This window comes from Paenibacillus sp. V4I9, from assembly GCF_030817295.1.
Classification (GTDB): domain Bacteria; phylum Bacillota; class Bacilli; order Paenibacillales; family NBRC-103111; genus Paenibacillus_E.
This window is the reverse complement of sequence record NZ_JAUSZE010000001.1, coordinates 804,586-817,891: the sequence shown is the minus strand read 5'-3', so window position 1 is coordinate 817,891 and position 13,306 is coordinate 804,586. Positions and strand designations below refer to the sequence as shown.

The following is a 13,306-nucleotide window of genomic DNA, read 5'->3' as shown; positions in this document are numbered from 1 at the left end:
ATGCACATGCATGCTCACCCAGAGGGTCGCTTTCTTTAGAATAGCTTCTTACCTAATACATGATCTAAAGGGATGAATCCGATTACTCTGCTATCCATACTGTTATTACGGTTATCTCCCATCACGAAAATATGATCGGCAGGCACCGTCCATTTCTTGTTTCCGTTCGCTCTCATTGCCTCATTAATGTAAGGCTCGTCAAGAAGCACACCATTGCGGTACATCTTGTCATCCTTAAGCTCCAATTGATCTCCCGGCTTACCAATCACCCGTTTGATCCAGACATGTTTATCATCACCTTTGGTAAATAAACTGAGCAAAGGGCTGTCTAACAGGTCATTCTTGAATGTTCTCTTAAGATCGACTCTGGAGTCAATAATGACAATATCCTCGTATTTCGGTTCATAATTAAACGTATGAGAAAGCTTTGATACATAAACGCGTTGACTGTCATGCAGCGTCGGATCCATGGAATGTCCCATAACCTTCGTGGATTGGAACACAAAAACTCCAAGAAATATGACTAAAACAAACGAAATGGCAATGGAACCAAACCAGCTCCAAATTTGCTTTAATAGATTCATTCGTATCGCTCCCTTATGACTAAATGCTATTCAGCCAAACCATGTTTAAAAGCATAGATGGCGGCTTGTGTTCGATCTTCTACACCTAGCTTGGCCAGAACATTGGTAACGTGAAACTTTACCGTCTTCACACCAATAAACAAATCATCCGCAAGCTCTTGATTGGATTTACCTTTAGCAATCAAGCGAAGCACTTCCATTTCACGATCGGTTAACTCTTCATGTGGCTCTGCTGCCGGCTTAGGCTGACGAAAGCGATTCATGATCTTGGAGGCAACCTGAGACTCCAGAATGGACTGCCCTTTAGCCGCCGCTCTAATCGCTTGAGCGATCTCGGAGGCACGTGACGTTTTGAGCAAATAGCTGAAAGCCCCAGCTTCAATCACTGGATACATTTTCTCATCATCTAAGAAGCTCGTCAACACAATGACTTTGCAATCCGGGTAAAGTTGCAGCAGCTTCCTTGTCGTTTCGATACCGTCCATGCCTTCCATAACCAAATCCATGAGTACGACATCAGGTCGATATTCCTGTGCTAGCCGAATCCCATCATGACCATTGCTGGCTTCCCCAACCACTTCAATACCATCCTCTGTCCCTAGTACGGCTGCGAGTCCGATCCTGACCATTTCGTGGTCATCGACAAGCAAAACCTTAATCAACGCATCGTCCATTTGTTTCTCCTCTCGATAGAAAACTATTTCTGCCTTGTTATCTATGGTAATGGATTAACTTTCAACCGCATATTCAGTAGCTAGTATCGGCACACGAATTTCAATACGCGTACCTCGATCAGGCGCGGTAATGATATCCACAGAGCCGCCGATTTCATTAACCCGCTCCTTCATGGACACTATACCGTACGATGTAAGCTTCTTAGCATCTAATTCAAATCCGACCCCATCATCGCGTATCGCAAGTCGAACACCGTCTGGGCGATGCAGCAGCTTCACTTCCAGCTTGTTCGCCTTAGAATGACGCAGAGCATTAGAAAGCGCCTCCTGGACAATACGGAACAAATGGTCCTCAATCCCCTTATTCAAGCGGATATCCTCGTCCATATCCCAAGTAATCGCCATGGGCACTTTAGCCGCAAGCTCCTTCAGAAGCTCGACAAGTCCTTCGGACAGTCGTTTCCCTTCCAGATGAATAGGTCTTAAATGCAGAAGCAAGGCTCTCATTTCCGATTGGGCAACAGAAGCCATCTCTTCAATGAGATGAATTTGTCGTTTAGCCTTCTCGAAATCTTTATCCAAGGTCCGCCCTACTGCCGTTGCCGTCATCGATATCGCGAATAGTTGCTGGCTCACCGCATCATGAAGCTCCCGTGCCAATCGTTGTCTTTCTTCAATCACGGCAGACAGCTTTGCTTTCTCCGCAAGCTCCGCATTATCATTAGATAAGCGTTGCAGGGAAGTAACCTGCTCTTCCCATCGCTTCATAATACGGCCTAACTGATCACCTAGACGCCCGATTTCATCTTCACCGTGTTGGAAACCGCCGCGGGCAAACGTCCCTTTTTCCAACAAAATCATCGTTTCCATCATCGGCTCAAGCCTCCGAGTAATTCGGTTGCTATTCCAGAAGCCATACACAGCGCCCATTCCGCCTATAACCAATATCGTTATGAATGTAAACTTAACGCCCTCTTGCCAGCTCGTAAATAGCACAATCAGATTGCGTGAATTCAAAAAATAAATGATCGCGCCAAACACAACGAAACTAAAGATGATCGATTCACTCATGCTGCGCCATATCATATTCGTTAATCGTCGTTTATAGCCGTCCAATTGGTGATGAACCTCCTCGAGATCTTTACGCGTGCCTAAGCGCACATTCTCACAATACTTTGATCTTGATATCTCCTACGATGTAAGAAAGCACAAGTTTCACGCGGTGATCGCAAAGTTCATAGTTAGGGGACTGCCAGACCAGCTTGTTCATAACCCCTGACTCACGCTCATTCGCAACTTGAATCTGCCCAAAAGAAATGGAAGCTGTGACAGCGATACCGATATCATCCGGCACTTTTATATCTACATCTCCTACAACGCCTTGCAGGATGACAGTCGTTTCCTTTTGCTCCAAAATCGCAAGTGAGAGATCAATGTAGGTTTCTCCGATAATGTACCAAGTTGAACTGTTACGTAAAATCCAAGGCTCACGTCCTAAACGGACGCTATCCACCAATTTCTGCTTTTGCATATACGTGTCGTCTTTGTGTACTTGCTTAGATCGTATGAAAAACAAACCTAGCGAAATTAAAACAATAGAGAAGACGATGGTAATGTGATCACCGAATAAAATCACTGCCCCTATACCGATCAGCACATAACCTTTGCGCTCTTTGCGTGAACGGACCCGATGAATGCCTAGCAAGATGAGGATAATGGCAAGAATGGGGAAAAAGCCTATCATATGATCTAGAAGCAAAAAAAGACCGGCTCCAATCAGCACTAGTGCTGTATTGCGGTTACGGTTGCTTTTAGTTTCTTCTCCCATCGCTGCACCTCCTCTGGCTGACTTTTAAATGACTTCATATAGATTCCTAGCATACCATAAGAATGGACGACCTCCAAGATGCAAATCCTTGCGCGGCAAGGCTTCCGCATGAATCATGGAGGTCAATGGCCCATCTGCGCCTACTTATTAGGCGCTAGAGGGATACACGCGGCTATTTCTTGTCGCGCGGGTCGTTGTCATCGCTGCGATGCTGCTGCCACTCCTGCTGGAACTTGCCGCGCAGCGTGCGCAGTTCCTGCTGAAGGTTGCCGCCGGCTTCCTTCAGCGTCTCTTGCGACAGGCGGCCCGCTTCGCGGAGCCCCTGCAGCGCTTCCCGGCCGAGCTCGCGGCCGGTCACTTCCAGCTCGCGCCAAGTATCGCGAGCCTCTTTCTCATGCAGCCCGCTGCTCGGCGGCTGCACCTGAGCCCCCTCGGCTGCGTGCCCCGCACGCAGCCCGCGCAGTTCATCCGCGAGCGCCAGGCACACGTCCTGGCTGCTTGCGTACTGCGCGCGGTAGTGCTCGCAAGCGGCTTCCTCGCGCTGCTTTTCTTGCAGCGCTAGCCGCGCGAGCTCTTCATCGCCGGCGCGCATCGCCAGCTCGGCTTGCTCGCCGCGCAGCTGCGCCATCTCCTCTGCGTTCACACAGTGGCTTCGCAGCTCAATGGTTCGCTTCAGCGCCTCCTGATAGCGCTGTTCCAGCTTCTCTATCACACTGTTCCCCCGTTCAAGGTGATCAAGCTTGCCGGCCGTTTCTTGCCAAGCAGCCTCAGCCATTTTGCCAATCCGATTCAATATATTCATGAAGTTACACCCCATACTCTTAAGATTTAAAATTCATTTCGTTTCTTCAATAAATGAATACCATACGCCACTAAACATGCTGCGAACGCAATCGCGATGAAGCCCGATAGTTTAATGATCAGTATCAAGCCGCCCAAGCCGGCGATAAACCATCCAATTTTCTTTCCGTTCTTAATACCTACATAGCCTAATCCAAGCATAGCTGCCGGGAATAACAACCCCATTAAATGAATATGACCACCCATCTGATGTAAACAAATAAGTAAACCTGCCGTGATTAAAACCAGTGCCAGCCCTTTCGATCGATCCATACTCATTCTGCTTACCGCCCTTCACGTGTTCTTCATGCTTCTATCGTACCTGAAACAGCGATATGTCAAAACGGACTCGCGACTGTTTTTGTACCTAGACCTAAGTCCAGTACCCTCTAAGACCTCCATCCATATTTTGGCCGTTGCCCCGTCAAGCCTCGGATGCTAAACTATTTGAAGCCGAGTCCGGTGCACAGACAAAGTGCCGGTACGGGGGACGATTTACATGGGGTGAATATTTGCTCTTCATCGGAGCAGACTAGGGAGAACCTTCTTCCCGAACCCGTCAACTAACCTCGAAGGCTTATGAAGGAGGATTACCAATTGCATACAATTACTAAAGGGTTAACTAGCCTTGCTGTGTCTTTAACGGTTTTGGCAGGAGGCTTTCTTTCGCCATTTACGGCGCATGCCGCTGAAATGGATGTGAAAGTGCAAGTCAATGACGAACTGATTCAATTTCCGGATGCTCAGCCTTTTCTGGATGACAATCATGCCACCCAAGTGCCGATTCGTTTCGTAACGGAGAAGCTTGGTTATGACGTGAAGTGGCAAAAAGAAGGCGATGAGATCAAGGTCACGCTAAATAACAACAAACATTCGATCACCTTAGTATCGGGACAAAAAGAAGCTGAAATCGATAGCAACCGTGTCGAGATGGATACACATGCGGAATTCCAAAATGGACGCGTATACGTGCCTCTTCGTTTTCTAAGCAGAGCATCAGATATTCCCGTTCAGTGGGATGCAAGCAGCAAATTAGCTATTCTAAGTAAAGATGGCAATCAGCATGCGCCAGATTATGAATTGTTTCAATCCACTGCCTATTCAGCAGATCCATCTGAGAATGGCGGCTACGGAGCTTTTGATTATATGGGTAATCCATTAGGTATTGGAACCGTTGCTGTAGATCCGAACGTGATTCCTCTAGGAACTAAGCTCTATATAGAAGGTTATAATTTCAATGGCCTACCTGCAGGCGGCATGTATGCTTACGCAACAGATACAGGCGGTGCAATCAAAGGCAAACGTCTTGATATCTTTATCCCAGGATCCAAGCAATCCTTAAAGAAGTTTGGTATCCAAATCATTAAAGTGTACAAACTATCCAATTAAAACGGCTGATATCAAAAAAAAGCTTGGTTTCTGAGATTATGATCTCAAGAAATCAGCTTTTTTTATTTCAGGTGGTAAAACCAGAAAAGCTGCTCTCCCATCATATAGTGACGAGAAGAGCAGCCTGCAGTTACTTAAACTTGATTTTTGGGGATACCATTTAAACTTGGGACATAATCAGCGGCATTGTTGCTCGATAGCGTTTGCGCCTCTTCGGTGAAATTAGCGTTATTCTGCTGATTCTTTTTCTTATCTGCTCGGTTATCTTCGCGGTCATACTTGGGATCGGCGTCATTTTTGGGCATAGCATTCACCTCCATTGTCTCATAGTTAGTATGAGAAGGTGGCTTGCATTTTATCCCAGTTATCTGGAACTAGCGTTGTTCCTTATATTACTTTTAAAAGAAATCCGCTAAATAGGTTGTCCGCCGCGGAATAGCAGTTTCCAGCCGGCTAACAAGTTCATCAGAGCCTTGAAGACGCTCAATTCGGGCCATGAATCCTGCTTTCTGATAACCCATGAGCAAAGCCGTCAACGTCTGAATGTTACAGCTAAGTAGTTGTTCCTCAGCTGGTATTTCATCTTCAGATAACTTCGCTACGAGGGCCGTCTTCCCATTGTCGGTAAACTGTAACCGATAGAAGCCTTGGTTCCAATCCGCATGCGTGTCTGAAACACGTAAATATATGGGTTCGGCTCCATCACGAGCTTCATATACATACTCTGTCAGAAAAGCTTCTACATCCACAATTCTCGCCGAGAAATAAGTAATCTTCTCTTGTTTGAACTTTGGATCGTGCACCAGAAACGGAAGTTGGTCATCTACAGGTGCATTCACTTCCACTTTGGTTATCATCGAGTCATGATCAGCAATGAATTTCCATAAGCCGCGTCTTGCTTCCTCGTCAAGAAAAACCAACTCATGGATGGTCGCCACTGTGTCCTTTACCTGGTAAAATACATAGCCCCGCTGTTCCCCTTGGGCGTTCGTGTAGACGGCAGCTGTACCCTTTTTAAATTTCAAATAACGATTATTCCACCAGTCCGCATCCCGCTCCATCATGCCATTGTATGCTTTTGCAAACTTAGCGTAGATTGGATTCAGAATCTCACCGCTTTTGACTACACGTAAAATCGAACTGCCCTCTGCGGCTTGAAACTTGGGAAGCTTATCTACAGGAATTTCATATTTCAAATAATCCACGTATGTTTCCCAGCCATATTTACGATAAAATTCAAACTTAAACGGCGCCAGAAAGGAAATCGTTTGACCCTGCTCTTTCATCGCTTTAAGCGCTTGAACAAGAAGCTGTCCCACCATCCCATTGCGTCGGTACTCTGGCCATGTTGCTACGCCCGCAATACCGCCCATCGCGAAGCTCTTCCCGTTTAACCAAGTCCGGAAGTTAAGTACGGTAAGCTTTGCAGCCATATTGCCGTCAACGAAATAGCCCCACACTTGATTAGGATCTGTAGAGCTTATCCGCTCTGCCTTTTCCTCTGCGGTAAGCTCATATTGAAACGCAAACTCAGATAGAGAAAAGCTCTCTAGAAGCTCCTCTTGTCGTAATGTACGAATTTCATTCATCTCAATTCACCTCATTTAGAATAGATCAGCTTTTCACCAAAGCGGCTGCTAGAACTGGCTTTCCTCTGGGCATGACACCATGAGCATCGGGCTCTAACGTAATGGCAATCGTGTCATAATTATTCGGATTGAATATGTAATATAACCCGCCTGTACCGTTATGTGTCATGAAAGTGCCAGCATTCACAGGGGTTTCTTTCCCCTTAATTAACCACACTTGATAAGCCTCAGGATGCTGACTGGTCTATCACATTAACCAAAGCAGTGGCGATGGGTCCTCACTCGCATTAATGAAGAGTAGGGCAAATGTCCAATCAACGAATGCCCCCCGGTCATATGCTGTATAGGGATACATCCTACAAAAAATATATACCGGAGGGGATACTATGTCATATGCAGCTGGTTGTGGAACTCCAGGATACGGAAATTCAGTAGGCGTTGTTCTTGTCCTGTACGTTCTGCTTGTTATCATTCTTGCCACGTTCTTCTAATAGAGTGAAAAGTCTCACACATTGATCTCGTATAGAATGGCCTACCATCAATGACTTCTTAACGGAAGTTCAGCGATAGGTAGGCCATCTTTATTGTATAGGATAAATAATTACGCGTTCGTCTCTTATGAACCCCTTACCCCCGGCAGGTAAGTAAATCAAACAATCCGCATCTTTGATAGAAACCATAATACTGGACTTATCAATACCTGATGGCTTAACCTTCAAACAGCCGTTGACCACATTTGTCGTTCCTCTGACATAACGCGGGTAAGCGGAGCCTTTATCATAATCGACATCCAACTGAGCCGTGATCGCTACTGGATAAGGTGAGTGACACCCTGCCATCGCTTTAATCAGCGGTTTGGCAAACAGCTCAAACCCAACGAATGATGCGCCCGGATTACCGGACAAAGCTAACAGCAACCGATTGTTCCATAAGGCAGCACTGGTTGGTGTACCTGGCCGCATGGCCACTTTGTTGAACAGCAGCTTGCCCTCAAATCGTTCAAAGACATCAACAAGAACGTCGTAATCGCCAACAGAAACACCGCCGGATGTGAGGACTAAGTCGACTTTGGAGAAAGTTTCTTGCAGCGCCGCCTCCACCTCTGCCACATCATCCGAAAGCGCCTGCATGATAACCGCAGATCCCCCAGCAGCTTCCACCTGCGCCGCCAGCATGTAGCTGTTACTGTTGCGAATTCGCCCAGGCTGCAGCGGTTCTGCCACATTCAGCAACTCAGAGCCTGTTGAGAATATGGCGACTCTTGGTTGCCGATAAACGGATACATACGAGTAGCCGAAAGTGGCTAATATCGCCGCTTCGCCAGGCCCAATCTGTGTACCTTGCTTAAGCAATATATCCCCTAAACCGATTTCACCGGCTATTGGGGTTATATTGCTTGCTGCGGGTATATTTTTTTTGATGCTCACATTGTAGGTGCTCGTTCCCGCATCTTGGAGGGAATCCGTCATCTCCAGCATAACGACAGCATCCGCGCCATCAGGAACTGGAGCTCCCGTCATAATACGAGCAGCCATACCAGATTGGATGGTAAGCTGAGGAACCGTTCCGCTAGGAATTCGTTCTATAACACGTAATACAACTGGAGCTTCTGGTGTGGCCTGCTCAATATCCTTTGAACATAGCGCATACCCGTCAACGCCTGATCTGCGAAAATGGGGTACCGGATGATCGGCAACTATGTCCACGGCCAGCCTTCTACCGAAAGCGGAAGATAGCGGAACAGACTCTATTGGTGTGTGTTTAACATATTCGAAAAGTAGGCTTCGGGCTTCCTCAACCGAAATTACTTTTCGCCCAAACTTTAGCTTAGTATCGCTGCTCACTAGCGTCTGTTCCTCCTAAGGTTAACCGCCAATCTGCGACATCCGGCGAAGTGTTGGTGTATGAGACTGCTCTTCATTCATCAATGCCTGGGCCATCTCATGATTTTGTGGTTTGATATCCAAAGCGCGGAAGAACAAATCTTCCATCGCAGCGTCATCCCCGATATATTTTCGCACATTAAATTCATCTGACCAATATAGACATGGCTTCACATTGCCATCCGCTGTTAATCGCAGACGATTGCAGGTCTCACAGAAATGATCACTAATCGGGTGTATGAGCCCAAATGAGCCTAAAGCTCCGTCAATTCGAAAGTTCTGAGAGGGACCATTTCCATAAACCGCGTCCGAGGCAGAAGCATTCCACCCCTTGGCTTTACAGCGATCTAAGACCGTGGTCAGGGATAAATAGCGGCTTTTCCAATCCTCGTCTTGGTGACCGATTGGCATGTATTCGATGAACCGAACCTGAATAGGACGGTCAATCGTCATTTGCAAAAAGTCTTCAATTTCGTCATCGTTAATGCCTTTCATCAAGACCACATTGAGCTTAATCGGGGTGATGCCCACCCGGTAAGCTTCTTCAATGCTAGCCAGAACACGACGAATATCCCCGCCTCTGGTTATCAAAGAGAACCGATCCGCTTTCAAAGAATCCAAACTAATATTAACACGGGTTAACCCAGCTGCACGAAGCTTTTCAGCTCTCGATGCAAAGTATATCCCATTCGTAGTCAGAGCAATATCTTCAATTCCGGGAATTTGAGAAAGCATACCGATCAACTGCTCCAAGTTTTTGCGCACAAGGGGCTCTCCGCCGGTTAATCTCAACTTACGAACACCAAGTCCTGCCAGCACACGAACAACTTCAGTAATTTCCTCGAAAGTTAACAGCTTTTCATCCGGTTCAAATTCCATTCCTTCTTCAGGCATACAGTACACACAGCGCAGATTACAACGATCTGTAACAGAAATTCGCAAGTAATCGTGCATCCGTCCGAATCGATCCATAAGCAGCTTCGGCATAGGAGTTCACCTTCTCTCTATGTACATTATGGCATAAATAATAACAAAATCCTAGATTCCCTTGCGAGAACTATCTGGAAAAACAACTTCTATGGCAGATTAGCTAACATTTGCTCATACTCTTCCGGAGTATTCACATTTGTTGCGAAATGGGTAGGGATACTTTGCCCTTCAAAAAAATCATTCTCTACAGGCTTCCAGTCAATATGATCCAGCAGCCCCATTAAACGAAACTGCTCTTGCTCCAATAACACCTCGGCTTCGGAACCAACCAATCTTGAATAAATGCCATGAAGAGGATGAACGCGACCGTCCAACACAGGGATAACTGCATCCAAATTTGCTTTTTGGCATAAAATGGCCATTACCTTTGCGGCTTCGGCAGAAATAAAAGGCATATCACAGCCCACAATCCATAGATACTGCTCTGATGCAACCAGGGAGGCGGCATGAATGCCGCTTAAGGGCCCTTTTTGTACATAATGGTCCGTGATACAATGCACGACTATATCGGAAACCGAAGACAAGTGAGGCAGCAATACCTCAGGTTCATTGGTTACGACAATGACTTGCTTACAGATGCTCGACATTTCCTTCAACTGCCTAAGAAGCAAGAGCTGCCCTTGCACGGGAAGAAGTGCTTTTAACCTTCCTCCCATACGGCGATTGAGACCCCCGGCAAGAATAACACCTGTGATCATGCTCCAAGCTCCGCCAACCTTTTTAGGAAGGATTGTTTCCAACTTGCCGATAACGCTTGTATCTCTGCAATGCGCTTAGCAGCCTCTATATTCGTTTTTTCGTGATACTTGATTTGGTTGGCATAGGCGACAGTTATACCCGCTTCATCTTTGGCGATAAGTCTCACTTGTGAGCTCTTAGAGATCACGCCTTCTGTAAGCACCCTCAAATAATAGCCAGTATAGCCGGTTTCCTGTACTTGGAGGGTTGCATCCACCCAATCCAAACGTTTCGCTAGTTTATGACAAGGTTGACGAGGCTGTGAAACCTGAACGATTACGTCACCAATAGCGTAGGTGTTACCAATACAAACCTGATATTCGAGCAGACCGCGCACCGTTAGATTCTCACCAAACGTTCCTGCTGCCATCTTCTGACCTAGTACTTGCTCCCAGTGTGCGTAATGCTCCTCCGGGTACACACATAGCGCTTTGTCAGCTCCTCCATGCACCGTTAAATCCGCTTGCCCATCTCCATCCAACTGTGTCTTCGATACATGCAAAGATGAGCTGACCGGATATTTATAAATACCCGTAACCAGCTCTTTCCCTTGATACATGATTGTTTGTGGTAAACCAACGTTCAATGATACGATTTCCATCGCAATGTCCCTCATTTCCGAGCAAGTTTCTTAGTATTAACTATACCAAAAGCCTCTTGGAAAGTCAGTTACCAGCTTACTTGAGTAAAAGTAAATCACGCTTTGGATCTATCTACCCATGCATCGTTATCGTAGCCTCTTACTTCCCAGTAGCCCATATGCTCCTTCTCGATGAGCTCGATGCCTTGGAGCCATTTGACGGATTTGTAGGCATACATTTGCGGAACGATTAGTCGGACTGGGCCTCCTAATTTTTGCGGTATGGGCTTACCATCCATGAGCACAGCGACCATAATATCATCCCCGTTTGCCTGGCTCAAGGACAATGCATCTGTATACACTTTATCTCCTGAATAAAATTTCACATATTTTCCTTTGGCTTGAACACCAGCAGCAGCTAATAATTGCTTAAGCGGGATGCCCTCCCATGTACATTTGTAAACAGACCAGCCGGTCACACAGTGAAAATCACTAACCTGCACAGTCCGCTTCAGCTTCAAGAACTCTTCCCAGTTCCATGCACTGGGGTTATCGACCAAACCGGATATCGCGAATTTCCACGTATCCGAGGAAAAAGCCGGAATTTCCGTAACGGTGTAAATACGGAAATTCCCTTGCGCTCCTCCGCCCACGACGGCGGCGGAGTCCGGCAGTGGCGCCGGCGGCGGAAGCATCCGGTTGCCGTCGGTTGCGATATATTCGGCGGTCGTAGAGCCGCCGGTGTCGAACGCACCTTTTATCCAGCGATAAAAGGCGGGACCGATCGCGATCACGAGCAGCAGTCCTGCGGCTATCCGCAGGAACGAAGCGCGTGTGATCGGCGACTCCTTCAGCGCGGCGATGACCGCCTGCGCTGCTGTGCGCCTTGCCGTGGCGTCCTCTGTCGCCACGGGAGCCTGGTTCGGCGCCGCTGCGATAGCACTGGCGGCGGCTGGGTCTGAGACCGCCTGCGCGGATGCCGGCGGTCTTGCCGTGGCAGCGGCTTGTTCAAGCCGCTGCTGGCGCTTGAGCCATCTGCTGCGCGAGATGGCGTGGTACACGGCATACGGCACTCCGACCCAGGTGAGCAGGTCATGCACGAAGAGTGCCGAGTTGTTCAAAGCCGGTGGCAGATTGCGGAACTGCCACAAGATCACCCCTGATCCGGCCCAGCCGATCAGGAGAGCAAGGACGAACACCAGATTCGCGCGTTGATTGCGGCGCGCGCGAATCTGGTGCCAATGCTTACGAATCATCGGAGCGTAAAGCGCGATGAGCAGAATCGATGCAACACCCAAGTAAATGTGAAGCTGCTTGATCGTCACACGAAAGCTCCCCAGATCTCCCCTAATCGCACCTATACTCAGCACAATGCCCGTCACAGTTAGCAGCAGCAAAATCCACGCATTCCAGCTATGAATAGCATTCAATCGCTTCCCAAAAGATTGCTTCAGCCACCCTCTTTTTGAATCCATACCGTCACCACCTTCATTCATTTACGATCTTTCCGTTATTCTTATCATAACGTATAAATATTAAAAAAGGCTTACAAATTCGCTAATATTCGCATGGCTATCAACCTAAAGAAACCCCCAAACTCCACTTACGTCGTGGCGATGGGGGCTTTTTACGTATTAGACTACCTCACGAAATACTTACAAGAGACTAACAAAAAAAACCAGCACCATTACATGCCAGGCTTCCAAATCATTAAAATTAGCGAAATCAGAGGTAAAATTGTACCTATTGTCCCATAAATATCCCATTTCCTTGATACCTGCCGATACGCTGCCGTTTGCTCCCCTAATCGCAGTGATTCTTCACTATAGCGGATCATTCTTCTCTGCAGAGGCAGTAAAATGGCCAACCATAACAACCCAGAAAGCGAGAATAAAATTAATGATGCCGTCACCCAATTCCATTCTAAAAGAGAATAACCTAATTGAAAGGCCATCATATGCCCCGGAATCAGAAGCAGCAGAATTCCAGGCACAGTGAACACATAGTCTGCTAACATAATATTTTTAACCGTCAAATGAATGGTCATAAGATCCTGCTTTCCATAATGAGCACGAACCTTCCAAAAAGCAGCGGTCACTATATTCCCCAGAAACAATACAGCCCCTAATGAGCAAGGTCATAACCCGATGGTGCCTAAGTCACGATGATAAACAATCTCTCATATTCCCCCACAAACGGTACCCAGGACTA

At 47.1% G+C, this 13,306-nt stretch carries 17 protein-coding genes and 1 riboswitch; of the genes, 2 read left to right on the top strand and 15 right to left on the bottom strand.

Going from position 1 to position 13,306, the window contains the following annotated elements; genetic code table 11:
- Nucleotides 1–35: 35 nt before the first annotated feature.
- The 6 genes from lepB to QFZ81_RS03920 form a co-directional block, all read right to left on the bottom strand.
- On the bottom strand, nt 36–584 hold the full coding sequence (lepB, locus tag QFZ81_RS03945; RefSeq protein WP_307447888.1) for a signal peptidase I: 549 nt from the start codon (nt 582–584) through the stop codon (nt 36–38).
- 26 nt (nt 585–610) lie between these two features.
- Nucleotides 611–1,258, bottom strand: a complete 648-nt coding sequence (locus QFZ81_RS03940; protein WP_047679491.1) for a response regulator — start codon at nt 1,256–1,258, stop codon at nt 611–613.
- A gap of 54 nt (nt 1,259–1,312) precedes the next feature.
- Nucleotides 1,313–2,374: a sensor histidine kinase gene (locus QFZ81_RS03935; protein ID WP_307601509.1), complete on the bottom strand. Its 1,062-nt coding sequence runs from the start codon at nt 2,372–2,374 to the stop codon at nt 1,313–1,315.
- A 49-nt stretch (nt 2,375–2,423) separates the two neighbouring features.
- Entirely contained in the window at nt 2,424–3,086 is a 663-nt protein-coding gene (gene liaF / locus QFZ81_RS03930; RefSeq protein WP_307601507.1) for a cell wall-active antibiotics response protein LiaF, read from the bottom strand.
- Between the two features lie 172 nt (nt 3,087–3,258).
- Nucleotides 3,259–3,888, bottom strand: a complete 630-nt coding sequence (locus QFZ81_RS03925; RefSeq protein ID WP_307601505.1) for a PspA/IM30 family protein — start codon at nt 3,886–3,888, stop codon at nt 3,259–3,261.
- 26 nt (nt 3,889–3,914) lie between these two features.
- On the bottom strand, nt 3,915–4,205 hold the full coding sequence (locus tag QFZ81_RS03920) for a hypothetical protein (protein WP_307447901.1): 291 nt from the start codon (nt 4,203–4,205) through the stop codon (nt 3,915–3,917).
- Nucleotides 4,206–4,367: 162 nt separating this feature from the next.
- A riboswitch (cyclic di-AMP (ydaO/yuaA leader) is annotated at nt 4,368–4,519 on the top strand.
- 4 nt (nt 4,520–4,523) lie between these two features.
- Between QFZ81_RS03920 and QFZ81_RS03915 the strand changes: the two genes are divergently transcribed.
- The gene (locus QFZ81_RS03915; protein WP_307601503.1) at nt 4,524–5,315 is read left to right on the top strand and encodes a stalk domain-containing protein; all 792 of its coding nucleotides are present in this window, start codon (nt 4,524–4,526) and stop codon (nt 5,313–5,315) included.
- 134 nt (nt 5,316–5,449) lie between these two features.
- On the opposite strand, the gene QFZ81_RS03910 is transcribed toward QFZ81_RS03915, so the two are convergent.
- From QFZ81_RS03910 to QFZ81_RS03900, 3 genes are all read right to left on the bottom strand, one after another.
- The gene (locus QFZ81_RS03910) at nt 5,450–5,620 is read right to left on the bottom strand and encodes a hypothetical protein (protein ID WP_307447907.1); all 171 of its coding nucleotides are present in this window, start codon (nt 5,618–5,620) and stop codon (nt 5,450–5,452) included.
- Between the two features lie 93 nt (nt 5,621–5,713).
- Entirely contained in the window at nt 5,714–6,904 is a 1,191-nt protein-coding gene (locus tag QFZ81_RS03905) for a GNAT family N-acetyltransferase (RefSeq protein ID WP_307601501.1), read from the bottom strand.
- 25 nt (nt 6,905–6,929) lie between these two features.
- Nucleotides 6,930–7,121 carry an anti-sigma factor gene (locus tag QFZ81_RS03900; protein WP_373463629.1) on the bottom strand — a complete coding sequence of 64 codons (192 nt, stop codon included), beginning with the start codon at nt 7,119–7,121 and terminating at the stop codon, nt 6,930–6,932.
- 169 nt (nt 7,122–7,290) lie between these two features.
- On the opposite strand from QFZ81_RS03900, the gene QFZ81_RS03895 reads away from it, so the two are divergent.
- On the top strand, nt 7,291–7,395 hold the full coding sequence (locus QFZ81_RS03895; RefSeq protein ID WP_307447913.1) for a YjcZ family sporulation protein: 105 nt from the start codon (nt 7,291–7,293) through the stop codon (nt 7,393–7,395).
- A 90-nt stretch (nt 7,396–7,485) separates the two neighbouring features.
- On the opposite strand, the gene QFZ81_RS03890 is transcribed toward QFZ81_RS03895, so the two are convergent.
- The 6 genes from QFZ81_RS03890 to QFZ81_RS03865 all read right to left on the bottom strand — a co-directional run bounded on the left by QFZ81_RS03890 (nt 7,486) and on the right by QFZ81_RS03865 (nt 13,211).
- Entirely contained in the window at nt 7,486–8,748 is a 1,263-nt protein-coding gene (locus QFZ81_RS03890; protein WP_307601499.1) for a molybdopterin molybdotransferase MoeA, read from the bottom strand.
- Nucleotides 8,749–8,769: 21 nt separating this feature from the next.
- Entirely contained in the window at nt 8,770–9,774 is a 1,005-nt protein-coding gene (moaA, locus tag QFZ81_RS03885) for a GTP 3',8-cyclase MoaA (RefSeq protein WP_307447919.1), read from the bottom strand.
- Between the two features lie 89 nt (nt 9,775–9,863).
- Nucleotides 9,864–10,475 (bottom strand): molybdenum cofactor guanylyltransferase, encoded by a 612-nt coding sequence (gene mobA, locus QFZ81_RS03880; protein WP_307447922.1) that lies wholly within the window; start codon nt 10,473–10,475, stop codon nt 9,864–9,866.
- Nucleotides 10,472–11,131 carry an MOSC domain-containing protein gene (locus QFZ81_RS03875; protein ID WP_307601497.1) on the bottom strand — a complete coding sequence of 220 codons (660 nt, stop codon included), beginning with the start codon at nt 11,129–11,131 and terminating at the stop codon, nt 10,472–10,474. Before QFZ81_RS03875 ends, mobA begins: the two co-directional genes overlap by 4 nt.
- An 80-nt stretch (nt 11,132–11,211) precedes the next feature.
- Nucleotides 11,212–12,570, bottom strand: a complete 1,359-nt coding sequence (locus tag QFZ81_RS03870; protein WP_307447929.1) for a molybdopterin-dependent oxidoreductase — start codon at nt 12,568–12,570, stop codon at nt 11,212–11,214.
- A gap of 212 nt (nt 12,571–12,782) precedes the next feature.
- Complete coding sequence (locus tag QFZ81_RS03865) at nt 12,783–13,211, bottom strand: DUF2269 family protein (protein ID WP_307447932.1); 429 nt, start codon at nt 13,209–13,211, stop codon at nt 12,783–12,785.
- Nucleotides 13,212–13,306 lie beyond the last annotated feature (95 nt).

Coding starts and splice junctions, on each gene's coding strand:
- lepB (WP_307447888.1), bottom strand. CDS start 584: ATGAATCTATTAAAGCAAATTTGGAGCTGGTTTGGTTCCATTGCCATT.
- QFZ81_RS03940 (WP_047679491.1), bottom strand. CDS start 1,258: ATGGACGATGCGTTGATTAAGGTTTTGCTTGTCGATGACCACGAAATG.
- liaF (WP_307601507.1), bottom strand. CDS start 3,086: ATGGGAGAAGAAACTAAAAGCAACCGTAACCGCAATACAGCACTAGTG.
- QFZ81_RS03925 (WP_307601505.1), bottom strand. CDS start 3,888: ATGAATATATTGAATCGGATTGGCAAAATGGCTGAGGCTGCTTGGCAA.
- QFZ81_RS03920 (WP_307447901.1), bottom strand. CDS start 4,205: ATGAGTATGGATCGATCGAAAGGGCTGGCACTGGTTTTAATCACGGCA.
- QFZ81_RS03910 (WP_307447907.1), bottom strand. CDS start 5,620: ATGCCCAAAAATGACGCCGATCCCAAGTATGACCGCGAAGATAACCGA.
- QFZ81_RS03905 (WP_307601501.1), bottom strand. CDS start 6,904: ATGAATGAAATTCGTACATTACGACAAGAGGAGCTTCTAGAGAGCTTT.
- QFZ81_RS03895 (WP_307447913.1), top strand. CDS start 7,291: ATGTCATATGCAGCTGGTTGTGGAACTCCAGGATACGGAAATTCAGTA.
- moaA (WP_307447919.1), bottom strand. CDS start 9,774: ATGCCGAAGCTGCTTATGGATCGATTCGGACGGATGCACGATTACTTG.
- mobA (WP_307447922.1), bottom strand. CDS start 10,475: ATGATCACAGGTGTTATTCTTGCCGGGGGTCTCAATCGCCGTATGGGA.
- QFZ81_RS03875 (WP_307601497.1), bottom strand. CDS start 11,131: ATGAGGGACATTGCGATGGAAATCGTATCATTGAACGTTGGTTTACCA.
- QFZ81_RS03870 (WP_307447929.1), bottom strand. CDS start 12,570: ATGGATTCAAAAAGAGGGTGGCTGAAGCAATCTTTTGGGAAGCGATTG.